Raw genomic sequence first — 24,456 nt, forward strand, 5'->3', positions numbered from 1 at the left:
ACACCACGATGGAGGCCTTGCGCGCCCTCAAACGACGCCTCGCCCGCATCGTCTTCAACCTCCTCCGACCCACCGACCAGACCGCCGCGGCCTCCCTGCCGCAGGCGGCTTGACATAGGAGCAACCCGTGGAGCGCTGGGACGTCGTCGTGGTCGGGGGCGGGCCCGCCGGGGCGGCCTGCGCGGCGGCCGCCCGGCAGGCCGACCCGGCCGCCCGGGTGCTGGTGCTCGACCGGGCCCACTTCCCGCGCGACAAGGTCTGCGGCGACGGCATCGCACCCGAGGCCTTCGACGTCCTCGAGGGGCTCGGCATCGACCGCGCCGTCCTCACCGCGGGATACCCGGCGGTCGAGCGGCTGCGGCTGCGCGGTCCCGGCGGGGCGTCGGTGGAGCGGGCGATGCACCGGCCCGCGCACGTCGTGCCGCGGGTGGTCCTCGACGAGCGGCTGCTCACCGCGGCGCTCACCTCGGGGGCGGAGTTCCGCCGGCACACCGTGCGCCGTCTCGACGTCCACCCGACGCACGTCGACGTCGACGGCGTGCTGGAGGCCACGGTCGTGGTCGGTGCCGACGGTGCGGAGTCCGTCGTCCGCCGGATGGCGGGCATCCCGCGGAACCGCCCGACGCGCACGGCGATCGCGATCCGGGGGTATGCACCGGAGCCGGCCCAGGGCACCGGCGTCCAGCTGATCACGACCACCGCGCAGCGCTGGCCCGCCTACGCCTGGTCCTTCCCCCTCGGCGACGGCACGGCCAACGTCGGCTACGGCGAGCTGGTCTCGTCGGGGATCACCCGCGGCGGCCTGCTCGCCGGCCTCGAACGGCTGCTGCCCGGCGTCGCGCCCGTCGGGGTGAAGGGGCACCGGCTACCGCTGTCGAACGGCCGACCGCGGCAGCCCGACGGCCGGCTGCTCCTGGCCGGCGACGCCGCCTCGCTGATCAACCCGCTGACCGGGGAGGGCATCTTCTACGCGGTGCTCTCCGGGATGCTCGCCGGGCGCGCGGCGGTGCGGGGCGCGACCGCGGGGGCGGCCTACCGGCGCGCGCTGCGAGCGCGGCTGGGCCGGCACCTGGCGCACTCGTCGCTCGCCGCCGGGCTCAGCCGCTGGCCGCGGCTGATGGACGCCGCTTTCCGCGCCGCCGGGCAGGACCAGCGGATCTTCGACGACGTCGTCCACCTCGGGCTGGCCGACGGGCGGCTGACCGCCCGAACCCTCGCCGCCGCCGTCCGCGCCCTCCGCTGAGCTTTCGGTACAGAAAGCTGGACGGGGAACCTCAGCTTTCGGTACAGAAAGCTGGTTCAGGGGCGGAAGGCGCCGGTCCGGGCGGTGCCGTCGTACCCGCCGGGCGGCGCCCCGAGCCCGAACAGCGCGCCCACGGTCGGGGCGACGTCGACGGTCCGGGCCGGGGCGCTCAGCACCACGCCCCGGCGCACCGCTGGGTGCCCACCGGCCACCAGGAACGGGATCGGCTCGGTGACCGGGTGGCCGTGGTTGCCGGGGATCGGGTTGGACACCGGCGTCGGGTCGGTGAACCGCCACCCGGCCCGGCAGTAGGCCACCAGGTCCCCGGCCTCCGGACCCAGCCGCAGGTCGGCCGGGACCTGCACCGACAGCACGCCCGGGTGGGCCGCGACCAGCCGGCGCACCTCGGCCAGCCCGGCGGAGCGCGCTCCGGACGGACCGGTCCAGTACAGGAGGTCCGCGCCACCGTTCTGGGCGATCTGGATCGAGGAGCGCAGGTCCGGGCGAGCCCGCAGGATCGCGTCGACCGAGATGAAGCGGTCGGGCAACGACCAGTCCATCGAGTGGTCGGCCAGCACCAGCAGCACGCTGCTCGACCACCGCCCGGTCTGCTGCAGGTGGGTGACGAAGCGCCCGATCTGCAGGTCGGTGTTCGCCAGCGCGGCCCGCCGGGCCGCGCGCAGCGTCGTCCCGGTCAGGTCGCTGTGCCCGACCCGGTCGGTGTCGCCGAAGTTGACGAACACGAGGTCCGGGTCGAACGAGTCGACCATCGCCACCAGCGCGTCCCCGGTGAACACGTCGGGTGCGTGCCCGGAGCCGGGGACCACCGGGAACGGCTCCCAGCGGTGGGTGGCGCGTTCGCCGAAGATGCCGAACAGGTACTCCTTGGACAGCACCGTGCCCGTCGTCCGGCCGGTCGCGTTCAGCCATTCCAGCAGGGTCGGGAAGCGCAGGTCGGAGGGCCGGTCGAGGTCGCGCACGACGCCCTCGGCCCGGTCGTACACCGCGTTCGCCGGCACCCCGGACCGGTCCGGCCGCACCCCGGTCATCATCATCACGTGGTTGGGGATGGTCTCCATCACCGGCAGCGACCGGGCCGACGGGAACCACGCCCCCCGGGCCCGCAGGCCCGCCAGGTTCGGCATCAGCGCCGGCACGACCTCGTCCGGCCGCGTGCCGTCGACGACCACCACGTACACCCGCAGCCGGTCGGCCGCCCGCGCCGTGGGCGCCCCCAGCGCCGAGGACAGGACGACGGTCAGCCCGCCGGCCGCCGTCGCCTTCAGGAACGTGCGCCGGTCGAGCGCGCTCCCGCTCACGCCAGCCGCCGCGGCGCCGGCTCGACGCGACCCGAGCCGGCCGGCACGCGGAACGACGTCGACCAGACCGCCCCCGAATCCGGGTGCGTGCGGTCGACCAGCACGAACCAGTCCATCTGCACGCCGGCCGGGGTCACCTCCAGCACCGAGAAGCCGTGTGAGTCGAGGTCCACGTACTTGATGTGCGGGTTGTTCGCCCTGATCCCCGTCTCCGCCGCCAGGGACGTCGTCCGCGGCGGGGTGCCCAGGATGTCGTCGAGGTTGTCGCTGGTCACCGAGCTGCAGACCAGCTCGACGCCCACGCTGTCGCCGGTGGCCGGGTACGTCGACGCGTCCGCGGGCAGCTCGGCGGCCCACCCGGAGTGGATGTCGCCGGTCAGGAAGACCGCGTCGGTGATCCCGCGGTCGCGCAGGTGGCCCAGCACCCGCGCGCGCTCGGCGGGGTAGCCGTCCCACTGGTCCACGTTGTACGGCACGCCCGAGGGGGAGACGGGTGCGTCCAGCAGCGTCGCGATCCCGCGCAGCGCGTCGCCGTCCAGGGTGCTCGGGAACCGGACCGGCGCGATCATCACCGGGTTGCCGACGAGCTTCCACTGCACCGCGGGGTCGGCGAGCCCGTCGAGCAGGAACTCCAGCTGCTCGGGGCCCGCGAGGGTGCGGTCGGGGTCGTCGAGCGCCGGGTCGACCATCGACGACGCCTGCCGGTCGCGGTAGGTGCGCAGGTCGAGCATCGAGAGGCTGGCCAGCCGGCCGAACCGCAGCCGACGGTAGAGCCGGCCGCCGGCGGTGTAGCGCACCGGCATCCACTCGGCGTAGGCCTGCTGGGACGCCGCCCTGCGCGCCGCCCACGTGCCCTCGGCGCCCTCGGTGTGGTTCTCCGCCCCGCCCGACCACGCGTCGTTGGCCGACTCGTGGTCGTCCCACGTGATCACCCACGGGGCCAGCGCGTGCAGTGCCTGCAGGTCGGGGTCGGTCTTGTACTGGGCGTGCCGGCGCCGGTAGTCGGCGAGGGTCACCATCTCGTGCGCCGGGTCGTGCGGCCGGACGACGACGTCGCGCGCCTGGTACTCCCCCGGCGCGTACTCGTACAGGTAGTCGCCGAGGTGGACGACGACGTCGAGGTCCTGCCGCGCGGCCAGGTGCCGGTAGGCGGTGAACCAGCCCGCCTGCAGGTTCGCGCAGGACACCACCGCCATCCGCAGCCGCGCCGGCCGGGCCGACGGCGCCGGCGCGGTGCGGGTCCGGCCGACCGGCGACGTCGTCCCCCCGGCGGTGAACCGGTACCAGTACGTCGTCGCCGGCGACAGGCCGCCCGCGTCGACCTTGACGGTGTGGTCGCGGGCCGGGCCGGTCCGGGCCGACCCACGGCGCACGATCCGGCGGAACCGGGGGTCGGTCGCCACCTCCCAGCCGACGGTCACGGCCGGCCCGACCCCCGAGCCCGGCGTCGACGCCGCGGTGGGCGTCACCCGGGTCCAGAGGACGACGGCGGTCGGCAGCGGGTCGCCGGAGGCGACGCCATGCCCGAACATCCGGCGGGACGACGACGGCGCCGCGGCGGCGGGCCCGGCGACGGAGGCCGCCGCCAGTCCGGTGCCGGTGACGGCGGCCAGCTGGAGGGCGGTGCGGCGGGACAGCGGATTCACGGGCTGCTCATTGACCGAGGTCGGCTCCGGTTACGCGCCCGGGCGGAACGTTCACCTGCCGTTCCGCTTCCCGACGCCGTTCCCTGGCGGGCTTCGGCCGGTCGTCATCGGACGTAACGCCGCGGTCCACCTCCCCGTCACGCGCGGCCGGGAGCCTCGTCGCGTGACGTCTTCCCCGCCCGTCCCCACCGTCGATGCCGCCACCCAGCAGCGCCGCCGCCTCGCGCTGGCCGCGACGCTGGCCGGCCTGCACGTGCGCACCGCGCTCGTGCCGCCGCACGCCACCCGCCGCCGGCAGCGCCTCCAGGTGTGCGGCGCGGCCCGGGTGCTCACCGCGCTCGGCGTGCGGGTCCGGGTGGTGCCGCCGGCGATCCCCTGGCCCCGCACCGGCGGCCGCCTGCTGCTCGACCGGCAGACCCCCGGCTGGCTCGGGGACCTGGCGCTGGTCACCGCCGTGCCCCGGACGACGGTGGGCTGGGCCGCCGTGTGCCGCCGGGTCCTGCCGGGCGTGGCCGCCGAGCCCACGGGCGGGCACCCCGACTCGGCGATCTGCCCGGTGTCCCTCACCTACCGGACCGACGCCGGCCCGCTGGGCCGGGCGCCGCGCGACGTGCAGGAGATCGTGGCGCTGCGCGGTCTGGTCGTCGAGGTGCACCTGCTGCAGGCGGTCGACGCCTCACCGGTGATGGCCGCCTGAGTTCCGCACCGTTCACCGAGGGTCCCCACGGCGCCGTCCGCGCTGGCATCCTGTCCGCCGACCCCGACCCGAACGGCACTGGAGGCAATCGAATGGCGGACGCGAGCTGGCTGCCCGATCCGAGCGGCGTGCACGAGCTGCGCTACTGGAACGGGACGTCGTGGACCGAGCACGTCTCGGACCAGGGGGCGACGGGTCAGGACCCGCTGACGACCGACTTCCCCCCGCCCGTCGCCGTCCCCCCGCCGCCGCCCGCCCCGCCGACGGCGGGCTACGAGCCCCCGCCGGCCGCGGGCTACCAGCCCCCCGCTGCCGGCTACGAGCAGCCCGCGGCCGCCGGTGCCGGCCCCGCCGGGGGCAAGCTGAGCTGGAAGGACCGGCTCAAGCAGGTCGCCGACCAGGGCAAGGCCATCGCCGACCAGGGCAAGCAGAAGCTGGCCGAGCAGAACGCGAAGCGCACCGAGCAGTGGGCCAACGACCCGAACACGCTGTGGTTCGGCGAGAGCAAGAACGCCGCCACCAGCGCGGCCGGTGTCTCCAAGGCGCGCTACCGGATCACCAAGGACCGCGTCTGGATCGAGAGCGGGCTGCTCGGCACCCGCACCGAGAGCGTGCCGCTCTGGGCGATCAAGGACATGGACGTGCGGCAGGCGGTGTGGCAGCGCGGCAAGGACATCGGCGACGTCGTCCTCAACCTCGAGGACCCCTCCCTCGGCGCCAACCAGGACATGTTCAACATGACCGGCACCATCGAGGGCACGACCAGCGGTCAGACGGTGCTCGACAACATCGAGAACCCCTACCAGGTGCTCGACATCCTCGCGCCGCTGATCAGCGAGGCGCGCACCAAGAAGACCATCGAGCGGCAGTCGCAGTACCTGCACGTGCAGAACCCCGCGGCGGGCATGGCGTTCGGCGCTCCGCCGCCCGCACCGGCGGCCCCGCCCGCACCGGCCGCGCCGCCGGTGGACATGGTCGAGCAGCTGCGCAAGCTCGGTGAGCTGCGCGACGCCGGGATCCTCACCGAGGAGGAGTTCGCCGCGCAGAAGGCGAAGATCCTGGGCGGATGACCGTCGTCGTCACCGGCGCGACCGGGGGGATCGGCTCGGCGATGGTGCGGCGGTTCGCCGACCGGGGGGACGACGTGGTGGCCGTCGCCCGGCCGACGGAGGCGCTGGACGCGCTGTGCGCCGACGTCCCCTCGGCCGTCCCGGCGCCGCTGGACCTGGAGCGACCGGGCGGGCTGCCGGCCGCCCTTTGCGACCTCCGCGAGGTGGAGGTGCTCGTCCACGCGGCCGGGATCGCCGACGTCGCGTCGGTGACCGACACCCCGCACGACCTGTGGCAGCGGACGATGGCGATCAACGTGACCGGTCCGGCCGAGCTGACGCGGGCGCTGCTGCCCGCCCTGCGCGCCGCCCGCGGCCGGGTGGTGTTCATCAACGCCGTGGCGGGGCTCCACGGTGTCGCCCGGTGGTCGGCGTACGCGGCCAGCAAGGCGGCGCTGACGGAGCTGGCCGACTCGCTGCGGCTGGAGGAGGCGGCGCACGGAGTGCGCGTGACCAGCGTCTATCCCGGCGGCATCGCCACCGAACTGCTGCGGACGGTGCGCGGAGCGTTCGGCCGGCCCTACGACCCGGCCGCCCTCGTCTCGCCCGAGAGCCTGGCAGAGACGGTCTGCGCCATCGTGGACGCCCCGCTGGACATCGACGTCACCGACATCTCGGTCCAGCCGCCGCCCCGCTGATCAGGACGGCGGCGCGACGCTCGGTGCGGCCGTGGGAGTGGCCGGCGCCGGCGTGACCGTCGGCGTCGGCGCGGGGGCGGTGAGGAGGATCTCGTAGTCGGTGGCCGTCAGCGGGGCCGACGTCAGCTGCCCGTCCGGGAGCGGGGCGTCCACGCGCTCGCCCTGGCGGGTCAGCAGGACCGCCCGCACGCCCGGCACGCTGGTCGCGGTCAGCACGATCTGGCCGACGGCCCGGCGGCCTTCCGTGCCCGACGGGGCGCCGACCGGGCCGGCGATGTCGATGGTGACCGTGCCGCCGGACACGTCGACCGCGTCGAGCTCGACCTCCGGTGGCAGCGCGGTCGACAGCTCGCGCGCCCGCTCCTTCGCGTCCGGCCCGGCCGCGAGCTCGCCCAGCAGGGCGTCGAGCTGGTCCTCGGTCGAGCCGGTCGACGTCTCGCGACCGCTGGCGACCAGCACGTCCTCGGGGGTGAGCAGGTAGATGGCGGTGGCGACCATCATCGTCTCGGTCGGCCCGCTGCCCGGGTCGCTCGGCGTCGGGGAGGCGAGCCCGTAGGGCACCTCGGCGGCGGGAATGGTCTCCGGCTCCCCGGTGGTGGGCACACCGCACCCGGCGAGCAGCACGACGGTGAGGCCGGCGATCAGGCGGCGGGCGCTCATCGGGGCAGCCCCGGCAGGGAGAGGCTGAAGCGCGCGCCGCCGCCGGGCGCGTCGGAGCACCAGGCGGCGCCGCCGTGCCGGGCGGCGGTCTCGGCCACGATCGCCAGGCCGAGCCCCGCCCCGGGCAGCGACCGGCGGGCGGCACGCGGGCCCCGGGCGAAGCGTTCGAAGATCCGTTCCCGGTCCTCGGTCGACACGCCCGGCCCCTCGTCGTCGACGGTCACGACGACGGCGTCGTCCCGACGCTCCACGTGCACGGCCCGGGAGCCGCCGGCGTGCCGGTCGGCGTTGTCGAGCAGGTTGCGGACGGCGCGCTCCAGGCTGGTCTTGTCACCGCGGACGGTGGTGTCGGCATCGGGGGCGGCGTCGAAGCGCACGTCCGGGCGGCTCGTGTGCGCGAGCACCTCCCGGACCAGCTCGGACATCGACACCGGCGCCGCGTGGTCCAGCGCGCCGTCGCCGTCGATCCGGGCCAGCTGCAGCAGGTCGTCCAGCGTGCGGCGGAAGCGGCCGAGCTCGCCCTCGACCATTGTCAGCGCCTGCTGCCCGCGCGGGGACAGCTCGTCGCGCCGGGCGGCGAGCACCTCGACGCTCGTGACCAGGGTGGTGAGCGGGCTGCGCAGCTCGTGGCTGACGTCGCCGACGAAGCGGGCGTCGCGGTCGATCCGGGCGGCCAGGGCGTCGACCATGCTGTTGAAGCCGGCCACGATCGCCACCAGGTCGGGATCGTCGGTGGCCGGGAGCCGGGTGGTCAGCTCGCCACCGGCGATGCGGGTGGCCGCGCCGGCGACCTGTTCCAGCGGCTGGATCGTCCGGCGGCTGGCCCACACGCCGAAGGCGGCACCGGCCGCGGTGGCCGCCACCGCCCCGGCCGCGAGCACCGCGGCCAGCGTCCGCAGCACCTGGCGCAGCTCGGCCAGCGGTGCGGCCTCGTAGAACTCCACGCCGGCCGCCCGCAGCGGCACACCGATCATGAGCGCCGGGCCCTCTGCCGTCTCGATGGGCACGGTGGCGGCCTCCCCGCCCGCGACGATGCCGCGCAGCGCGATCGGCACGTCCCGCGCGCCGACGTCCAGGCTGGAGGAATACCAGGACCCCTGCGCGTGCACGACGACGTCGGCGCCGCCCGAGGGCACCAGCTCCCCCAGCACGTCGCCCACCTCGGTGCCGGCGGTGGCCAGCCGGCTGTTGAGCACGTTGGCGTCGGCGAACGCCTGGCGGGTCAGGGACGCCTCGCGCTGGTCGAGCAGGTAGTTGCGGGCGAGGAAGAACGTCGTCGCGACGAGGACGACGGACACCAGCAGGGTGACCCCGGCGAAGCCGAGCACGATCCGCGCCCGCAGGCCCCGCGCCCGGAGCCGGCCAGGCCCGAGCGCGCCCCTCACTGCGGATCCAGCCGATACCCCAGCCCGCGCACGGTGACCACGAGCCGCGGTGCGCTCGGATCGCGCTCGACCTTCGTCCGCAGCCGGCGCACGTGGACGTCGACGATCCGCTCGTCGCCGAAGAACCCGTGCTCCCACACCCGCTCGAGCAGGGCCTGGCGGCTGAACACCCGGCCCGGTGACGCGGCGAGCTCGCACAGCAGGCGGAACTCCGTCAGCGTCAGCGGCACCTGCTCGTCGCCGCGGTGCACGGTGCCCCGCTCCTCGCGCAGCACCAGCGGGGCGCCCGGATCGCGGTCGAGGACGACCTCCGGCGGCGCGGCCGCCCCGGTCGCCGTCCCGTTGGACCCGGCGCGGCGGCGCAGCGCCCGCAGCCGGGCGGTGATCTCCTTGACCTCGAACGGCTTGGTCACGTAGTCGTCGGCGCCGGCCTCGAGCGCGGCCACGATGTCGTGGGTGTCGGCCCGCGCGCTGACCACGATGATCGGCAGGTCGTGCTCGCGGCGGACCTCGCGGATGACGGCGAACCCGTCGGTGGGGCCCAGCATCAGGTCGACGACCATCAGGTCCGGCGCGGCGACCGCGACCGCGGCGATGGCCTCCTCACCGGAGACCGCCTCGGCCACGTCGTAGCCCTCGTCCTCCAGCGCCCAGCGCAGTGCCGTGCGGATGTGGTCGTCGTCCTCGACGACGAGCAGTCGCAGCGTCACGGCCGCCATGCTGCCATCGCGCCCGGACCGGTCCCGCGGCCGTGGTCGGGCCGTCACGAGATCTCAATGCTGCTCCCCGGGTGATCGCAACCTTCGCAGACCAAGGTCATCGGCGACGAACACCTGACGACCGACGGAAGGAGGACGGCGATGACCCGGGCAAGCACCCGCGCGACGACCACCCGCACGACGACGCGCACCGCCGGGCTCGAGACCGACGGCGACGAGGTGACCATCCTGCTCAGCGACGCGCTGCTGGCCGAGGGGCTGGCCGATGTCCGCTGGCTGCTGCACGATGCGCTGCTGGCCGGCGCGCGCCGGTTGATCGTGGATCTCTCCCGCGTGCAGGTGCTCTCCAGCACGGCGGTGGCCAGCTTCCTGTGGGCGCACCGCACCTGCCGGGCCCGGGGCGGCGCCGTCGTCCTCCGCGGCCCGAACAAGCGGACGGAGGACCTGCTGCTGCGCACCGGACTCTGGCGCGTCATGCAGATGGAGACCCCGCCCCGCCGGACAGCGGCCTGACATCCCTGCGGGACCACCGTGTCCCGCCTTCCCCCGGAGGTGCCCGTGCTCGGTCTGATACTCCTGCTGCTCGTCGTCTGGGTCGTCGTGTCCGTGCTGGGGGCGGTGATCGAGGGCCTGTTCTGGCTGACCGTGGTCGGGGTGGTGCTGTTCCTCGCCACCGCCGCCTGGGGGTGGACGAAGCGGAGGATCTCGTGACGTCTCTCCCCGTCCGGCCCCAGCACGCGGGGCACGCGCCCTCGCACGGGTCCCTGAGCGAGATGGTCGACGGCGACCGCGGGCGGATCCGGGCCATCGGACACCTGACCTCGCAGGGTGCGGATCTGATCAGCGGCACCGCCGACTCGCTGCGCGGCAACGGCCACACCCGCGTCGTCCTCGATCTGCAGGGAGTCCGGTCCGCCGACGGCGCCGGACTGGACATCCTGCTCGACCTGCGGACCCGGTTCGCCGCCAGCGGCGGGGAACTGCTCATCGAGCACCTGCCGCAGGCCGGCTGACCGCGCGCGGGAGGCCCCTTCCGCGCGGGGGGAAGGGGACTCCCGCGCGCCGTCAGCGAGCGGAGGGCGTGGGATTCGAACCCACGATGGGTGTTACCCCATAGCGGTTTTCAAGACCGCCGCCATCGGCCACTAGGCGAGCCCTCCTGGCGCCGTCGAGGCTAGTGCCCGGTGCCGCCTCGCCCGTCACTGACCGTCCGGGGGTACCCCTGCCGATGCTTGTGCTCTGCCCACCAGGGTGGGCAGAGCACAAGCATCGGCAGAAGAAGGTTCCGCGGCGGCCGACCGGGCCGGCCGGCGGGGTTCAGGAGGCGCCGGCCGGCGCGGCCGCGCCCTCCTTCGGGCGGTGGATCTGGGAGTAGACCTGCGCGCGCAGCTCGGCGAACCGGGCGGAGGACCGGGTGCTGAGCTGGTCGCGCTCGTCGGGCAGGTCGATCGCCAGGTCCTGACGGACGACCGTCGGCGACGAGGACAGGATGAGCACCCGCTGGCCGAGGTAGACGGCCTCGTCGATGTCGTGGGTGACGAACAGGGTCGTGACCTGGAACTTGTGCCAGATGTCGCGGATGAGGTCCTCGAGGTCGGCGCGGGTCTGGGCGTCGACCGCGGCGAACGGCTCGTCCATGAGCAGCACCTTGGGCTCGTAGGCGACGGCGCGGGCGATCGCGACGCGCTGCTGCATGCCGCCGGACAGCTGCCAGGGCATCGCGGCGTGCGCCTCGGCGAGGCCGACGGCGGCCAGCGACTCGTCGACCAGCTGCTTGCGCCGGTCGGTCGACAGCTTCTTGTGCTTCAGCGGCAGCTCGACGTTCTCGGCGACCGTCATCCACGGGAAGAGGCTGCGGCCGTACTCCTGGAAGACCACGGCCATGCCCGGGGGCGGTCCGTCGACCTTCTTGCCCTCGATGAGCACCTCGCCGGCGGTCGGCTCGAGCAGCCCCGACATGATCTTGAGCAGCGTGGTCTTGCCCGACCCCGACGGGCCGACGATGCAGACCAGCTCGCCCGCGTCGAGGGTGAAGGTCAGGTCGCGCACCGCCTCGACGGTGCGGGCCTTGCCCTCGTAGGTCTTCTTGATGCCGCGGACGTCCAGCATGGGGCCGTCGGTCATGGTGGGTGGGGCCTTCCGGTCGGGGACGGTCACGAGGATCGCTGGGCCTGGCGCAGGCCGTGGTACCAGGCCAGCTGCCGGTTCTCGACGAGGCGGAACAGCAGGGCCAGCAGGAAACCGAGCAGGCCGAGCATGAGCATCCCGGCCCACGTCTCGGCGATGGCGAAGCTGCGCTGCGCCTGGACGACGGCGAAGCCCAGCCCGTTGGTCGCGGCGAACAGCTCGCTGATCACCATGAGGATGATCGCGACCGAGAGCCCCTGCCGGAGGCCGGCGAAGATCTGCGGGCTGGCGCTGGGCAGCACCAGGTAGCGCAGCCGCGCCGAACCGGTGATGCCGTACACCCGGCCGGTGTCGCTGAGCACCTCGTCGACGGCGCGCACGCCCTCGACGGTGTTGAGCAGGATCGGCCACATGCAGCCGAACGCGATGACGACGATCTTCATCGTGTCGTCGATGCCGAAGAACAGGATGAAGATCGGCACCAGCACCGGCGGCGGGATCGCGCGGAAGAACTCCAGCACCGGCTCCAGCAGGCCGCGGACGGTCCGGTTCAGGCCGATCAGCACGCCGAGGGCGACCGAGACGATCACCGCCAGGAGGTAGCCGAGCGCGAGCCGGTAGAGGCTGGGGACGACGTCGTCGAGCAGCCGGGGCCCGAACCACTCCTCGACCAGGCTCTCCAGGATCTTCGACAGCGGCGGGAAGAAGAAGTCGGTGCTCCCGGCGCTGACGAACCACCAGGTGACGAGCAGGACGACCGGCAGCCCGATCGTCATCGCGACGCGACGCAGCACGGTCATGCCGGGACCTCCGCCCGCTGGGAGGGGTGCCACGACAGGGCACGGCGCTCGACGGCGCGGAAGATGACGTTCACGAGCACCCCGAGGATCCCGGTGACGACGACGATCGCGTACGTGCTGGTCACCGCGCCGCTGCTCTGCGCGTTGGCGAGCAGCTTGCCCAGCCCCGGGTTGCCGATGACCAGCTCGGAGGTCACCGCGAGGATCAGCGCGACGGCGGCCGCCAGGCGCAGGCCGGTCATCACGTAGGGCAGCGCCGTCGGCCAGGTGACGTGGCGGACCCGCGCCCAGGGGCCCAGCCCGTAGGCGCGGGCGGTGTCCTGGGCGACCGGGTCGACGTCCTGCACGCCGTAGAGCACCTGGATGAGGATCTGCCAGAACGACGCGTAGATGACCAGCATCAGCTTGCTCTCGATGTCGGAGCCGAAGAGCAGCACCGCGATCGGGATCAGCGCCACCGACGGGATCGGCCGCAGGAACTCGATCGTCGAGGCCGTCAGCTCGCGGGTGAACCGGGACATCCCGATCAGGATGCCGATGACGACCCCGGCGACGGCCGAGATCCCCAGGCCCAGCGCCCAGCCCTGCAGGGTGTCGCCGACGGCGACCCAGAACGACGACTCGCCGACCAGCCGCCCGAGCGCCGCCCCGATCTCCGAGGACGTCGGGAAGTAGCGCCGCGGCAGGATGCCCACGCGGGGCAGGATCTCCACGAGCAGGACCAGGGCCACCAGGCCGATCAGCCCGAGGACGGCGGGCGGCGTCCGGCGCCGGCGGGGGCGCGGCGCGCTCGCCGGACCGGCGTCCGGGGCTCCGGCCGGCACCGTCACGGCCGGTGAGCTCACGGGAGGTCCACCCGCTCGGCGGGGGCCGCGGCGGCGCCGGCAGAGGCGCGCGAGGGCGAGGGGAAGGGGGGCACGAGGTCAGCATCCTCCTGGGCGCGTGCGGGAGCAGGGGCGCGCAGGGGAGGTGTGCGTCGCTGTCGCGGCGTCGTCCCCGTGCACCCAAACTCCTTCAACACGCAACTAGTCCTTGTGCAATACCGTTCGCTTTGCGAACGTGTGTTTGCGATGTGAACGCTTGCAGGTGAGGGGCTCTCGCGTCAACCGTTCGACACCGTCGACCGGTGCCGAGCCCGCTCGCACTCGCTCGCGTCCAGGGACGGCACCCCGCCGCCCCGACCCGGAAGAGGAGCATATGGACCTGGCAGCCGCCGACGACTCGGCCGACTCCCCCGTCCGCAACAGCAACTTCGTGCAGTCCCTCGACCGCGGTCTGGCCGTCATCCGGGCCTTCGACGCGCAGCACCCGCGCCTGCAGCTCAGCGAGGTCGCCCGGAGCACCGGCCTGACCCGGGCCGCGGCCCGTCGGTTCCTGCTCACGCTGGTCGAGCTCGGCTACGTCCGGGTCGAGGGCCGCGAGTTCTCCCTGCGCCCGCGGGTGCTGGAGCTCGGCTACTCCTACCTGTCGGGCATCACGCTGCCCGAGGTCGCCCAGCCGCACCTCGAGGCGCTGGTCGCCAAGGTCGACGAGTCCTCGTCGGTCGCGGTCCTCGACGGCGACGACGTCGTCTACGTGGCCCGCGTGCACACCAAGCGGATCATGACGGTGATGATCACGGTCGGGACCCGCTTCCCGGCCTACGCCACCTCGCTCGGCCAGGTGCTGCTGGCGTTCCTCCCGAAGCACGAGCTCGACGCCTACCTGGCGCGCGCGGACCTCCGGCCGCTGACCTCCCGGACGATCACCGACCGCGCCCGGCTCGCCGCCCGCCTCGAGCGCGTGCGCGCCCAGGGCTACGCCATGGCCGACCAGGAGCTGGAGGAGGGGCTGCGCTCGGCGAGCGCCCCGATCCGCAACCGCGACGGTGTGGTCACCGCCGCGGTGAACCTCTCGGTGAGCGCCAGCCGGACGACGCTGCGCCAGCTCGAGGACGACTTCGTGCCGCACCTGCTCGCCGCCGTCGCCCAGATCGAGCGCGACCTGGGCCGCGCCCCCGCCCGGTGACGACGGAGTCCGACCGGCGGGCCGGAGTCGTCGCGCTCCTGCCGGCCGCCGTGCTGGTGCTCGCCGCGCTGTGCCTGCGCGGGCCGTTCGCCGCCGTCGGGCCGGTGCTCGACGACCTCGGCGACGAGCTGTCCCTGCCGACCGCGGCGCTGGCGGTCGTCACCTCGCTCCCGCTCATCTGCTTCGGCCTGGTCTCCCCGTTCGCCCCGACCCTCGCCGGCCGCCTCGGCCTGCACCGGGCGGTCCTCGCCGCCGTCGCGGTGATCCTGGCCGGCATCGCGCTGCGGCTCGCGGGCGTGGTGGGACTGTTCGCGGGCACCGTCGTCCTCACCGGCGGCATCGCCGTGGTCAACGTCCTGCTGCCCGCCGTCGCTCGCGCCGAGTACGGCCGCCGCAGCGCGGCCGTCGTCGGCGCCACCACCGGCTCCATGGCGCTGTCGGCCAGCCTCGGGGCCGGCCTGGCCCAGCCGCTCGCCGACGCGACCGGCAGCGCCCTCGCCGGGCTGGCCCTGTGGGCGCTGCCGGTGCTGGCCGCGCTGATCGCGGTCGCCCTGCTCGTGCGCCGGCGTCCCGACCGCGCGACCCCACCCCCTGCACCGGGGCGCCGCACCGCGATCCTCCGGGACCGCGTCGCGCTGTCGGTCATGGCCTTCTTCGGGCTCCAGTCGCTGTCGTTCTACGCGATGCTGACCTGGCTGCCCGGCGTGCTGGAGAGCGACGCCGGGGTCTCGCCCGTGCGCGCGGGTGTGCTGCTGGCCGTCGGTGCGGTGATCGGCGCCCCGCTCTCGCTGGTGGTGCCCCCGCTGGCCGCCCGCAGCCGAGGCCAGGGCGGGTGGGTGCTCGTGTCCTGCGCGCCGACCGCCGCCGCGCTCGTCGGGCTCCTGGTCGCGCCGGCCGCGGCGCCGACGCTGTGGGCGGTCCTCTACGGCCTGGGCACCGGGTCGGCGTTCCCGCTGGCGATGACGCTGGTGCTGCTGCGCAGCCGCGACGTCGCGCAGACCGGCCGGCTGTCGGCGGCCGCGCAGAGCGTGGGGTACCTGGTGGCCGCCACCGGGCCCTTCGCCGTCGGCCTGCTGCACGACGTCACCGACGGGTGGACGGCAGGCCTGGTGCTGCTGCTGGTGGTGCTGGCCGCCCAGCTGGCGGCCGGCCTGGCCGCCGGGCGCCCGCGCCTGGTCCGCGCCGACGCCTGACTCCCCTCCCCCGCTTTCTGTACCGGAAGCTGCGGGGGGCCGCTCAGCTTTCGGTACCGAAAGCGGGGATCGGGGTGCCGATGACGCCGTGCAGGTGGCAGGCCGCCAGCTGACCGGGCGCACCGACCTCCTGCAGCGCCGGGTCGACCTCGGGACAAGGCTCGAAGGCGTGCGGGCAGCGGGTGCGGAACCGGCACCCCGAGGGGACGGCCGACGGCGAGGGGACGTCGCCGCGCAGCACGATCCGCTGCCGCGTGCGCTCCAGCTCGGGATGGGGCACCGGGACGGCGGACAGCAGCGCCTGCGTGTAGGGCATCTGCGGGTCGGCGCCCACGGCGGTCGCCGGCCCGATCTCGACGATCCGCCCCAGGTACATGACCGCGATGCGGTCGGAGATGTGCCGGATGGCCGACAGGTCGTGCGAGATGAACAGCAGCGTGAGACCAAGCTGCCGCTGCAGCCGGCGGAGCAGGTTCAGCACCTGGGCCTGCACGCTCACGTCCAGGGAGGCGATCGCCTCGTCGCACACCAGGAAGTCCGGCTCCCCGGCCAGGGCCCGGGCGATGCCGACCCGCTGGCGCTGGCCACCGGAGAACTCGTGCGGGTACCGGCCGGCCACGGCCGGGTCGAGGCCGACCAGCTCCAGCAGCTCGCCGACGCGGGCGGCGATCTCCCGCCGCCCCGAGCGCAGGCGGTGCACCTCCAGCGGCTCGGCGACCGTCTGGGCCACCGTGCGGCGCGGATCCAGCGAGGCGAACGGGTCCTGGAAGACCATGCCCGCCCGCCGGCGCAGCGAGCGCAGCGACCGGCGGTCCAGCGCCGTCATGTCGGCGCCGTCGAAGGTGACCGTGCCCGCGGTCGGCTCCACCAGCCGCAGCAGGGCATTGCCCAGCGTCGACTTGCCGCAGCCGGACTCCCCGACCAGGCCGAGGGTCTCCCCGCGGTGGATGTCGAGGTCGACGCCGTCGACGGCGCGGACCGCGCCCTTGCCCTGCAGCGGGAAGTGCACCTCGAGCCCGCGGGCGGAGATCAGGACGTCGCTCACGACAGGCCCTCCGCACACCACGTCGCCGCCCGGTGCGGCAACCGCCCCGCGCCAACTTGGCCATCTCGGCCCTCGGCGGGCGGGGAATCCGGGCCGAGGCGGCCATTCCGAAGCGGGGCGACGGGCACCAGGGGCGGCTGCTCGGTCTCGCACCGCGGGTCGGCGCGCACCGGACAGCGCGGCCAGAACACGCACCCCGCCGGCAGGTCGGTCGGCGCCGGGGGAAGGCCGGTCACGGTCACCAGATCGGGGATCTCGCCGTCGGGACCGATGGCCGTCAGGTCGGGCAGCGCGCCCAGCAGCCCCTTCGTGTAGGGATGGGCGGGGTGCTCCAGCACGTCGTCGACCGTGCCGTCCTCCACGCATCGGCCGCCGTACATGACCAGCACGCGGTCGGCGATCCCGGCGACGACGCCCAGGTCGTGCGTGATCCAGATGACGCCGGTGCCGTGGTCGGCCTGCAGCTTCTCCACCAGGTCGATGATCTGCGCCTGCACGGTCACGTCGAGCGCCGTGGTGGCCTCGTCGGCGATCAGCAGCGCCGGTGAGTTCGACAGTGCGATCGCGATGACCACCCGCTGCCGCATGCCACCGGAGAGCTCGTGCGGGTACCGGTCGACCGCGCGCACCGGGTCGGGCAGCCCCACCTCGGCAAGCAGTTCCACCGCCCGCGCCCGCGCCTGCGCCTTCGGGACGTCGCCGTGCGCGCGGATGCCCTCGACGATCTGGCGCCCGACGGTGAGCACCGGGTTCAACGAGGTCATCGGGTCCTGGAAGACCATGCCGACGCCGGGCCCGCGGACCTGCCGGAGCCGCTCGGGGGACATGCGGAGGAGGTCCTCGCCCTGCAGGAGGGCCTGCCCGGTCACCGTCGCCGTCCGGGCCGGCAGCAGACCCAGCAGGGCGAGCACCGACACGCTCTTGCCGCTGCCGGACTCCCCGACGACGGCGACCGTCTCCCCCGGGCCCACGCTGTACGACAGCCCGTTGACCACGTGTGCCGGCCCGCGCGGAGTGCGCAGCCGCACCCGCAGGTCGGTGACGTCCAGCAACGGCTGCGGGGCGGGCTGCCCGCGGCCGCCCCTCACCGCCCGCTCCCGGCCATGAGCGTGCGCTGGCGCGGGTCGAGGACATCGCGCAGCCCGTCGCCCAGCAGGTTGAAGCACAGCACGGTCACGAAGATCGCCATGCCCGGGAAGAACGCGATCCACCAGGCCAGGTCGATGTAGCCGCGCCCCTCGGCCAGCATCAGCCCCCACGAAGGGTTGGGCCGCTGCGTGCCCAGGCCGAGGAAGGACAGCGCCGCCTCGGCGAGCACGGCGAAGGCGAGGCTGATCGAGGTCTGCACGATGATCGGCGGCGCCGCGTTCGGCAGGATGTGCCGCGTCAGGATCCGCCAGTCGGAGGCCCCCACGGATCGGGACGCCCGCACGTACACCTCCTCCCGAACGCCGAGCACGCTGGCGCGGGTCACGCGCGCGAAGATCGGCACGTAGACGATGCCGATCCCCAGCGCGGAGTTGACCGCGCCCGGCCCGCGGACGGCGAGGATCGCGATGGCGAGCAGCACGGCGGGGAACGCGAAGAGCATGTCCATCACCCGCATGAGCACGTCGCCGATCCACCGGCTGTAGTACCCGGCCAGCAGGCCGACCGTGGTGCCGACCACCATCGCGAAGCCGACCGCCAGGAAGCCGACCTTCAGCGACACCGACGCGCCCAGGATGATGCGGGAGAGGATGTCGCGGCCCAGGTCGTCGGTGCCGAACGGGTGACTCCAGCTGGGGGCGGCCAGCCGGTTCGGGATGTCCTGCTCGTTGGGCCCCTGCGGCGCGAACGTCTCGTCGAAGAGCGCCACGACGACGATCAGGATCAGCACGACCGTGGCGAACGCCGCCGTGGGGTTGCGGGCCAACAGGCCCAGCGTCTCCCGCCAGCGCGGCCGGGCCGGCTGCAGGGACGCCGCCGGAGCCCCCGTGCCGGTCATCGCCGGATCCTCGGGTCGATGCGGCTGTACAGCAGGTCCACGAGCAGGTTGATCACGAGGAACACGATCGCGAACAGGAGAACGGCGCCCTGCAGGACCGGGTAGTCACGGTCCTGGACCGACTGGAGCGCCAGCTGCCCGAGGCCGGGCCAGGAGAACACGATCTCCACGACGACCACCCCCGAGAGGAGGTAGGCCAGTTGCACGCCGGTGACGGTGACCAGCGGCAGCAGCGCGTTGCGCAGGACGTGCCAGGTGAACACCTGGCGCGCGGGCAGCCCCTTGGCCTGCGCCGTCCGCACGTGGTCGGCGCCCAGGGCCTCGAGCACGCTGGACCGGACGAAGCGGGTGATGACCGAGCCGGAGACCACGCCGGTGGTGATCGCGGGGAGCACCAGCCGCCGGAACCACTCCCCCGGGTCCTCGGTGAGCGGCACGTACCCGCCCGAGGGCAGCCAGCCCAGCGTGCCGGCGAAGACCAGGATGAGCACGATCGCCATCCAGAAGTCGGGCACCGAGATGCCGAACTGGCTGATGACGGTGGCCAGGCGGTCGATGACCGATCGCGGCCGGAGCGCAGAGATCGTGCCGAGCGGCACGGCGATGAGCAGCGCGACCAGGATGGCCGCGAAGGCGAGGGTGAGCGTCGCCGGCAACCGCTCGCCCACCAGCGCCGTGACCGGCTCCCCGCTGCGGAAGCTCACCCCCAGGTCGCCGGTCAGGGCATGCCCTGCCCAGGAGAAGAACTGCTGGACCAGCGGCAGGTCCAGCCCCGACCGCTCGCGCAGGGCGTCGTAGGTCTCCTGCGAGAACCGGGTGCCGAGCGCCAGCCGGATCGGGTCGCCGTCGACCAGGTGGATCAGCGAGAAGACCAGCACGCTCACACCGGCCAGCACCACGAGGGACTGGCCGGTGCGGCGGAGCAGGTACCCGGTCAGGGCAGTTCGACGTTCTCGAAGTTGATGGCCTTGTCGGCGCGGATCTGGTAGCCGGACAGGCCCGGCGCCCAGGCCTGCACGACGTCGGGGTTGTAGAGGTAGAGGTAGGACACGTCGTCGACGATCTGCTCGGCGGCCTGGTCGTAGAGCTCCTTGCGCGCGTCCTCGTCGACCTCGGTGGCCGCCTCGGTGAGCAGCGAGTCGACGTCGGGGTTGCTGTAGCCCTGGTAGTTGCTGACGCCGTCGGTGATGTGCTGCGCCTCGTAGAAGTCCGCGGGGTCGATGTTGCCGAGCCAGCCGAGCAGGAACGCGTCGAAGTCGCCCTGCGCCTGCCTGTCCAGCCAGGTGGCGAAGTCCAGGGTCTCGATGTCGACCTCGACGCCGATCTCCCCGAGCTGGCTGGCGATGACCTGCGCCGCGGTGACCGTCTCGGGGAACTCGTCGGTGACCATCAGGCCCATCGTGAGCGGCGTCTGCACCCCGGCGTCGGCCAGCAGCTGCTCGGCCTGCGCGACGTCCCGCTCGAACGGCGCGTAGTCGTTGTAGAAGAAGCTGTCCTCGGGGATCGCGGTCTGGTTGGGCCGGGCCGCGTCGAACCGGGCCGCCTCGGTGACCTCCGCGCGGTCCACGGCGAAGGCGATCGCGCGCCGCACCTCGACCTGGTCGAAGGGCGGGCGGTCGAAGTTCATGGACATGTACCAGTAGTCCACGCTCGGCGTGCTCTCCAGCTCCACCGCGTCGTCGTCGGCCAGCGCAGCCACCTGCTGCGGTGGCACGTTGTCGGTCCAGTGCACCTCGCCGTTGCGCAGCGCCGTCAGGGCCGCGGCCGGCTCGGTGATGTAGCGGAACTCCACCCCGCTGACGCTCGGCGCGCCGTCCCAGTAGTCCTCGTAGGCGGTGAGCACCGTGCTGCTCGCGTCGGAGCTCTCGAGCTGGAAAGGTCCGGTGCCGTTGGCCTCGCGGGTCAGGTCGAGGTCCTCGGCGGCGTTCTCCGGCAGGATCGCCATGCCCTTGAACGCGCCGATCAGCGCGAGCAGGTTCGGGGTCGGCTGGCTGACGGTGATGACGACGGTCTGCGCGCCGTCAGCCTCGACCGACTCGACGTTGGCGAAGCGGTAGGAGTTGTTGAGCTCCTCGTCGATGATCCGGTTGTAGGAATAGACGACGTCGGCGGAGTCGAACTCGCTGCCGTCGTGGAAGGTCACGCCCTCGCGGAGGGTGAACGTCCAGGTGAGCTGGTCGTCGCTGACCTCCCACTCGGTGGCGAGGCTCGGCTCCATCGTGAGGTCCTCGGCGTTGGGGACGACGAGGGTGTCGTAGACGTTCTCCAGCACCTGGAAGCTGGGGTAGGCGCTGGTGACGTGCGGGTCCAGCTGGTCGGGCTGCGCGCTGACCGCCGCCACCAGGACGTCGTCGCCACCTCCCCCGCCGCCGCCGGTGTCGACGCTCTCCCCGCCGGAGCAGGCGCCGAGAACGAGGGTTCCGGCGGCCAGGACGGCCAGGGATCGGGTGACTCGCACGGCGTGCCTCCGGTTGCTCGGGTGCAGGTGGTCCGTCCTCGACCCTCACCCGACGCCCCGTGACCGGCCACCCGAAACCGGTCCTGTCCAGGATCGTTGCTCGTTCGCAACCTTCTCGCAAAGAACGGTTCGGGCCGGAAGCCGGGAGGAATGTCGCCGGGGCGCGGCGGCAAAGGGCCCGCGGCCGGTGCGCCGCTAGTAGCTTCCGGCCGTGCCCGAGCTGGGACCCCTTCCCCCACCGGCTGGGCCGCCTCCGGAGCCGAACCGCCCCGTCCCCGCAGGCTCTGGCCTCCCGCCGTTGCCCCCTCGCGCGCGGCTGCCGCTCCCGGGCCGGTCGGCACGCCTGCCGGGCAGCCGGGACCGCTACCTCGACGCCGCCGTCGACCGCGTGCTCGTCGCCGCCATCGACATCGCCGACGCCTGCCCCGACGGCCCGACCGTGCCCCCGGCCCTCGTCCCGGGCCGCGCCGCCGGCCCGACCGAGCTCGACGTGGCCGCGGTCCGCACGGTCCTCGACGCGATCCTGATGCGAGGCTGGGGGCCGCCCCTGCCGTGGCACGGCCGGATGGACGTCGAGCAGCTGGCGCTCGCCCGGGTGGCGCGCTGGCGGGACACCGCGCAGCTGCTGGTCGCCGCGACGCGTCCCGGCCGCAGCGGCGCCCTCGACGACGAGGTGTGGACGACGGCCCGGCTGGTCGCCGGCATCGCGGCCGAGGCGCGGGAGGAACGGGTCGACGAGCGGAGCGGGCTGGCCGGCGTCCTGGACCGGGTGCGCCGCGGCCTCGAGGAGCCCGACGCGGCATGGGACGACTCGCTCATGACCGTCGTCGTCGTCCGCCCGCCGCGGTTCCGGCTCCGGACCGGCTTCGACGGGCGCCCCGGGCACCTGCTGTGGGCCGCGAACCCGGCGACGGCGGCCCGCTGGGGCCGCCCCGTCGACCACTTCGACCTGCCGGTGCCGCTGCCCCTGGCCAGGCACGTGCAGGACCTCGTCGCGCGGTACGCCGGCGATCCGAGCGACCCGGGCGCGCCGCGCTTCGCGCCCGACGGGTTCGCCGCCTTCCGCGAGGACTACCTGATGACCGTCGACGAGCTGCGCCGGGTGCTCGGACCCGCCTACGTGGTCGAGGAGCGTGCCGGGCTGGGCGCGATCGTCTGATCGTGAGGGACGGACCTACAGCGGGCGGATCGTGCCGAGCACGTGCTCGGTGTCGCTCGTGGCGTTGCGGACGGCGAAGTCCCACCCGCCGCCGGCCTGGCCCGTCGACAGCGTGACCGTCGAGGGCAGGAAGAGCGGCTTGCGGAAGCTGACGTCGACGGCCATCGCGTCGGGCAGCCGCCCCGCGAGCGCCCCCAGCACCCGGGCCTTCACCCACATGCCGTGCGCGATCGCCCGCTTGAACCCGAACAGCTTCGCGGTCAGCCCGGAGAGGTGGATCGGGTTCACGTCGCCGGAGACCTTGGCGTAGCGCCGTCCGGCGTCGTCGGGGATCCGCCAGGTCGCGGCCACCCGCTCGAGCTCGCCGACGGCCACCTCGATGTCGGCCTCGGGCGCGCCCTCGGGGGCCTTCGCCCCGCGGGCCAGGTACGTCGAGCGCGACCGCCAGACCTCCTGCCCCCCGGCGGAGACCGTCGCGCACAGGTCGACGGCGGCACCGCTGCGGTGCTGGGCGTAGTGCTCCGCCCACACCTCGAGGTCGAGCAGCGCGTCGGCGCCGATCAGGCGCAGCATCTCGATCCGGTTGCGCACGTGCACCAGGCCCGGCAGGGCGAGCGGAAAGGAGCGGTCGCTCATCAGCGCCATCTGCAGCGGGAAGGTGAGCATGTGCGGGTAGGTCGCGGGCAGGACGCCGGACAGCGGCAGCCGGCAGACCTGCGTGTACGCGGCCAGGTGGGCCGGGTCGACGCTGACGCCGTGACGCGCGAGGTGCTCGTCGGGCAGGTCGCCGCCCCGGCCGCGCGCCGTGAGAGCGGCCTTGGCGTAGAGGGCACCCAGGTTGGGCGCCGCGTCGAGAACTCTGGTGTCGAACTGCGGGACCGCCATCAGGCCCCCAGCATCGACTGGCCGCACACCCGCACGGTCTGGCCGTTGACCCCGGCGCTGCCCGGCTGCGCGAGCCAGGCGATCGTCTCGGCGACGTCGACCGGCAGCCCGCCCTGCTGCAGCGAGTTGATCCGGGAGCCGACCTCGCGGGTGCCGAACGGCATCTTCGCCGTCATCTCGGTGACGATGAAGCCCGGCGCGACGGCGTTGATCGTGGCGCCGCGCTCGGCGAACTGCGGCGCCCAGGCGCGCACCATCCCGATCACGCCGGCCTTGCTCGCGGCGTAGTTGGTCTGCCCCCGGTTGCCGGCGATGCCCGACTGCGAGGAGACGCAGACGATCCGCGCGTCCGGCTTCAGCACCCCGTCGGCGTCCAGCAGCGCCTGCGTGATGTCCAGCTGGGCCTGCAGGTTCACGGCCATGACCGAGTTCCAGCGGGCGGCGTCCATGTTGACCAGCAGCTTGTCGCGGGTGATGCCGGCGTTGTGGACGACGACGTCGACCCCGCCGTGCCGCTCCCGCAGGTGCTCGATCAGCCGCTGCGGCGCGTCGTCCGCGGTGATGTCGAGCTGCAGCGCCGTCCCGCCGATCTCGTTGGCGACCTCGGCCAGCTTGTCGCCGGCCGCGGGGATGTCGACGGCGACGACGTGGGCGCCGTCGCGGGCCATGACCTTCGCGATGGCCGCGCCGATCCCCCGCGCGGCCCCGGTGACGACGGCGACCTTGCCGGCCAGCGGCGTCTCGTCGTCCTCGCCCTCGGGCACGCCGGCCGCCGTCACGGTGACCACCTGGCCGTCGACGTAGGCCGACCGGCCGGAGAGGAAGAACCGCACCGGGCTGGCCAGCGCGCCCTCGGCACCGGGGGCGACGTAGAGCAGGTTCGCCGTCGACCCGTTGAGCAGCTCCTTGCCGATGGACCGGACCAGTCCGTCCAGCGCCTGCCGGGCGGCGGCCTGCGCCGGGGAGTCGGCGTCGGCCGGCGGATCGGCGAGCAGCAGCACGCGGCCCGACGGGCGCAGCCGCTTGATCGCCGGGGCGAGGAAGTCGTGCGCGCTGGACAGGTCGCCGGGGGTGCGCAGGCCGGTCGCGTCGAGGATCACCGCGGCGGGCTTCTCGCCGTCCGTGGCGCCGTCGGCGGTCACCGGCGACTGCACGTGGATGCCCGCGGCGTGCAGGAGCTGGGTCAGCGGCTCGCGCAGCCGCCCCTCGCCCGCCGAGCCGATGACCACCGGGCCGGGGAGCAGCGGCTCGCCCGGCTCGTAGCGGCGGAGCACGGCGGGGCGGGGCAGGCCGAGCTGCTTGGTGATGGTGGTGCCGAAGCCGGAGTTCGCGAAGTCGCGGTACCAGTCACTCACGGGACTGTCCTTTCGGGATTTCAC

General features: G+C 74.1%; 25 protein-coding genes and 1 tRNA gene. 10 read left to right on the forward strand and 16 right to left on the reverse strand.

Annotation, left to right across the window (positions count from 1 at the left end; translation table 11 throughout):
- The first annotated feature begins 127 nt into the window (after positions 1–127).
- Positions 128–1,243, forward strand: a complete 1,116-nt coding sequence (locus tag ABD644_RS16220) for an NAD(P)/FAD-dependent oxidoreductase (RefSeq protein WP_344690013.1) — start codon at positions 128–130, stop codon at positions 1,241–1,243.
- A 56-nt stretch (positions 1,244–1,299) separates the two neighbouring features.
- Here the strand turns inward: ABD644_RS16220 and ABD644_RS16225 are convergent, their stop codons facing one another.
- Entirely contained in the window at positions 1,300–2,562 is a 1,263-nt protein-coding gene (locus tag ABD644_RS16225; RefSeq protein ID WP_344690014.1) for an alkaline phosphatase family protein, read from the reverse strand.
- Positions 2,559–4,208, reverse strand: a complete 1,650-nt coding sequence (locus tag ABD644_RS16230) for an alkaline phosphatase D family protein (RefSeq protein ID WP_344690015.1) — start codon at positions 4,206–4,208, stop codon at positions 2,559–2,561. Before ABD644_RS16230 ends, ABD644_RS16225 begins: the two co-directional genes overlap by 4 nt.
- A gap of 163 nt (positions 4,209–4,371) precedes the next feature.
- On the opposite strand from ABD644_RS16230, the gene ABD644_RS16235 reads away from it, so the two are divergent.
- The 3 genes from ABD644_RS16235 (at position 4,372) to ABD644_RS16245 (ending at position 6,652) form a co-directional block, all read left to right on the forward strand.
- Positions 4,372–4,905 carry a hypothetical protein gene (locus ABD644_RS16235; RefSeq protein ID WP_344690016.1) on the forward strand — a complete coding sequence of 178 codons (534 nt, stop codon included), beginning with the start codon at positions 4,372–4,374 and terminating at the stop codon, positions 4,903–4,905.
- A gap of 92 nt (positions 4,906–4,997) precedes the next feature.
- Positions 4,998–5,975: a PH domain-containing protein gene (locus tag ABD644_RS16240; RefSeq protein WP_344690017.1), complete on the forward strand. Its 978-nt coding sequence runs from the start codon at positions 4,998–5,000 to the stop codon at positions 5,973–5,975.
- Entirely contained in the window at positions 5,972–6,652 is a 681-nt protein-coding gene (locus ABD644_RS16245) for an SDR family oxidoreductase (protein ID WP_344690018.1), read from the forward strand. Before ABD644_RS16240 ends, ABD644_RS16245 begins: the two co-directional genes overlap by 4 nt.
- Here ABD644_RS16245 and ABD644_RS16250 read toward each other — a convergent pair whose 3' ends face one another.
- From ABD644_RS16250 to ABD644_RS16260, 3 genes are read right to left on the reverse strand one after another with little or no spacing between them, the layout of a single operon-like run.
- Positions 6,653–7,312, reverse strand: coding sequence for a GerMN domain-containing protein (locus ABD644_RS16250; protein WP_344690019.1), 660 nt, complete (start codon positions 7,310–7,312; stop codon positions 6,653–6,655).
- Positions 7,309–8,697, reverse strand: coding sequence for a sensor histidine kinase (locus ABD644_RS16255; RefSeq protein WP_344690020.1), 1,389 nt, complete (start codon positions 8,695–8,697; stop codon positions 7,309–7,311). Before ABD644_RS16255 ends, ABD644_RS16250 begins: the two co-directional genes overlap by 4 nt.
- Positions 8,694–9,416: a response regulator gene (locus ABD644_RS16260; protein WP_344690021.1), complete on the reverse strand. Its 723-nt coding sequence runs from the start codon at positions 9,414–9,416 to the stop codon at positions 8,694–8,696. The genes ABD644_RS16255 and ABD644_RS16260 overlap by 4 nt, the downstream gene beginning before the upstream one ends.
- Before the next feature lie 141 nt (positions 9,417–9,557).
- Here ABD644_RS16260 and ABD644_RS16265 point away from each other — a divergent pair, with 141 nt between their 5' ends.
- The 3 genes from ABD644_RS16265 to ABD644_RS16275 are packed head-to-tail and all read left to right on the forward strand — an operon-like array spanning position 9,558 to position 10,429.
- Positions 9,558–9,929, forward strand: coding sequence for an STAS domain-containing protein (locus tag ABD644_RS16265; RefSeq protein WP_344690023.1), 372 nt, complete (start codon positions 9,558–9,560; stop codon positions 9,927–9,929).
- A 45-nt stretch (positions 9,930–9,974) separates the two neighbouring features.
- Positions 9,975–10,127 (forward strand): hypothetical protein, encoded by a 153-nt coding sequence (locus ABD644_RS16270; protein WP_344690025.1) that lies wholly within the window; start codon positions 9,975–9,977, stop codon positions 10,125–10,127.
- Positions 10,124–10,429 carry an STAS domain-containing protein gene (locus ABD644_RS16275; RefSeq protein WP_344690026.1) on the forward strand — a complete coding sequence of 102 codons (306 nt, stop codon included), beginning with the start codon at positions 10,124–10,126 and terminating at the stop codon, positions 10,427–10,429. The genes ABD644_RS16270 and ABD644_RS16275 overlap by 4 nt, the downstream gene beginning before the upstream one ends.
- A gap of 60 nt (positions 10,430–10,489) precedes the next feature.
- Here the strand turns inward: ABD644_RS16275 and ABD644_RS16280 are convergent.
- The 4 genes from ABD644_RS16280 to ABD644_RS16295 all read right to left on the reverse strand — a co-directional run bounded on the left by ABD644_RS16280 (position 10,490) and on the right by ABD644_RS16295 (position 13,188).
- Positions 10,490–10,576 (reverse strand) — tRNA-Ser (locus ABD644_RS16280).
- Positions 10,577–10,733: 157 nt separating this feature from the next.
- Positions 10,734–11,540: an ABC transporter ATP-binding protein gene (locus ABD644_RS16285; RefSeq protein ID WP_344690027.1), complete on the reverse strand. Its 807-nt coding sequence runs from the start codon at positions 11,538–11,540 to the stop codon at positions 10,734–10,736.
- A gap of 29 nt (positions 11,541–11,569) precedes the next feature.
- On the reverse strand, positions 11,570–12,343 hold the full coding sequence (locus ABD644_RS16290) for an ABC transporter permease (RefSeq protein ID WP_344690028.1): 774 nt from the start codon (positions 12,341–12,343) through the stop codon (positions 11,570–11,572).
- Positions 12,340–13,188: an ABC transporter permease gene (locus ABD644_RS16295; RefSeq protein ID WP_344690030.1), complete on the reverse strand. Its 849-nt coding sequence runs from the start codon at positions 13,186–13,188 to the stop codon at positions 12,340–12,342. Before ABD644_RS16295 ends, ABD644_RS16290 begins: the two co-directional genes overlap by 4 nt.
- A 352-nt stretch (positions 13,189–13,540) precedes the next feature.
- Here ABD644_RS16295 and ABD644_RS16300 point away from each other — a divergent pair, with 352 nt between their 5' ends.
- Complete coding sequence (locus ABD644_RS16300; protein ID WP_344690032.1) at positions 13,541–14,350, forward strand: IclR family transcriptional regulator domain-containing protein; 810 nt, start codon at positions 13,541–13,543, stop codon at positions 14,348–14,350.
- Complete coding sequence (locus tag ABD644_RS16305) at positions 14,347–15,543, forward strand: MFS transporter (protein ID WP_344690034.1); 1,197 nt, start codon at positions 14,347–14,349, stop codon at positions 15,541–15,543. The genes ABD644_RS16300 and ABD644_RS16305 overlap by 4 nt, the downstream gene beginning before the upstream one ends.
- 43 nt (positions 15,544–15,586) lie before the next feature.
- Here ABD644_RS16305 and ABD644_RS16310 read toward each other — a convergent pair whose 3' ends face one another.
- The 5 genes from ABD644_RS16310 to ABD644_RS16330 are packed head-to-tail and all read right to left on the reverse strand — an operon-like array spanning position 15,587 to position 21,033.
- Positions 15,587–16,588: an ABC transporter ATP-binding protein gene (locus ABD644_RS16310; protein WP_344690035.1), complete on the reverse strand. Its 1,002-nt coding sequence runs from the start codon at positions 16,586–16,588 to the stop codon at positions 15,587–15,589.
- Positions 16,585–17,676: an ABC transporter ATP-binding protein gene (locus ABD644_RS16315; protein ID WP_344690037.1), complete on the reverse strand. Its 1,092-nt coding sequence runs from the start codon at positions 17,674–17,676 to the stop codon at positions 16,585–16,587. The genes ABD644_RS16310 and ABD644_RS16315 overlap by 4 nt, the downstream gene beginning before the upstream one ends.
- Positions 17,673–18,575: an ABC transporter permease gene (locus tag ABD644_RS16320; RefSeq protein WP_344690039.1), complete on the reverse strand. Its 903-nt coding sequence runs from the start codon at positions 18,573–18,575 to the stop codon at positions 17,673–17,675. Before ABD644_RS16320 ends, ABD644_RS16315 begins: the two co-directional genes overlap by 4 nt.
- Positions 18,572–19,513: an ABC transporter permease gene (locus tag ABD644_RS16325; protein WP_344690161.1), complete on the reverse strand. Its 942-nt coding sequence runs from the start codon at positions 19,511–19,513 to the stop codon at positions 18,572–18,574. Before ABD644_RS16325 ends, ABD644_RS16320 begins: the two co-directional genes overlap by 4 nt.
- Positions 19,510–21,033: an ABC transporter substrate-binding protein gene (locus ABD644_RS16330; RefSeq protein WP_344690041.1), complete on the reverse strand. Its 1,524-nt coding sequence runs from the start codon at positions 21,031–21,033 to the stop codon at positions 19,510–19,512. Before ABD644_RS16330 ends, ABD644_RS16325 begins: the two co-directional genes overlap by 4 nt.
- Before the next feature lie 298 nt (positions 21,034–21,331).
- On the opposite strand from ABD644_RS16330, the gene ABD644_RS16335 reads away from it, so the two are divergent.
- Entirely contained in the window at positions 21,332–22,192 is an 861-nt protein-coding gene (locus tag ABD644_RS16335; RefSeq protein ID WP_344690043.1) for a hypothetical protein, read from the forward strand.
- A gap of 15 nt (positions 22,193–22,207) precedes the next feature.
- Here ABD644_RS16335 and ABD644_RS16340 read toward each other — a convergent pair whose 3' ends face one another.
- Both ABD644_RS16340 and ABD644_RS16345 read right to left on the reverse strand, forming a co-directional pair.
- Entirely contained in the window at positions 22,208–23,077 is an 870-nt protein-coding gene (locus tag ABD644_RS16340) for a MaoC family dehydratase (protein ID WP_344690044.1), read from the reverse strand.
- Positions 23,077–24,432 carry a 3-oxoacyl-ACP reductase gene (locus tag ABD644_RS16345; RefSeq protein WP_344690045.1) on the reverse strand — a complete coding sequence of 452 codons (1,356 nt, stop codon included), beginning with the start codon at positions 24,430–24,432 and terminating at the stop codon, positions 23,077–23,079. The genes ABD644_RS16340 and ABD644_RS16345 overlap by 1 nt, the downstream gene beginning before the upstream one ends.
- Positions 24,433–24,456 lie beyond the last annotated feature (24 nt).

Origin of the sequence: Blastococcus jejuensis, from assembly GCF_039534705.1 — a bacterium.
Taxonomy (GTDB): domain Bacteria; phylum Actinomycetota; class Actinomycetes; order Mycobacteriales; family Geodermatophilaceae; genus Blastococcus_B; species Blastococcus_B jejuensis.

Excerpts from the sequence above, each read along its gene's own strand:
- ABD644_RS16240 (WP_344690017.1), top strand. The coding sequence starts at position 4,998 with ATGGCGGACGCGAGCTGGCTGCCCGATCCGAGCGGCGTGCACGAGCTG.
- ABD644_RS16245 (WP_344690018.1), top strand. The coding sequence starts at position 5,972 with ATGACCGTCGTCGTCACCGGCGCGACCGGGGGGATCGGCTCGGCGATG.
- ABD644_RS16250 (WP_344690019.1), bottom strand. The coding sequence starts at position 7,312 with ATGAGCGCCCGCCGCCTGATCGCCGGCCTCACCGTCGTGCTGCTCGCC.
- ABD644_RS16260 (WP_344690021.1), bottom strand. The coding sequence starts at position 9,416 with ATGGCGGCCGTGACGCTGCGACTGCTCGTCGTCGAGGACGACGACCAC.
- ABD644_RS16265 (WP_344690023.1), top strand. The coding sequence starts at position 9,558 with ATGACCCGGGCAAGCACCCGCGCGACGACCACCCGCACGACGACGCGC.
- ABD644_RS16285 (WP_344690027.1), bottom strand. The coding sequence starts at position 11,540 with ATGACCGACGGCCCCATGCTGGACGTCCGCGGCATCAAGAAGACCTAC.
- ABD644_RS16290 (WP_344690028.1), bottom strand. The coding sequence starts at position 12,343 with ATGACCGTGCTGCGTCGCGTCGCGATGACGATCGGGCTGCCGGTCGTC.
- ABD644_RS16300 (WP_344690032.1), top strand. The coding sequence starts at position 13,541 with ATGGACCTGGCAGCCGCCGACGACTCGGCCGACTCCCCCGTCCGCAAC.
- ABD644_RS16320 (WP_344690039.1), bottom strand. The coding sequence starts at position 18,575 with ATGACCGGCACGGGGGCTCCGGCGGCGTCCCTGCAGCCGGCCCGGCCG.
- ABD644_RS16340 (WP_344690044.1), bottom strand. The coding sequence starts at position 23,077 with ATGGCGGTCCCGCAGTTCGACACCAGAGTTCTCGACGCGGCGCCCAAC.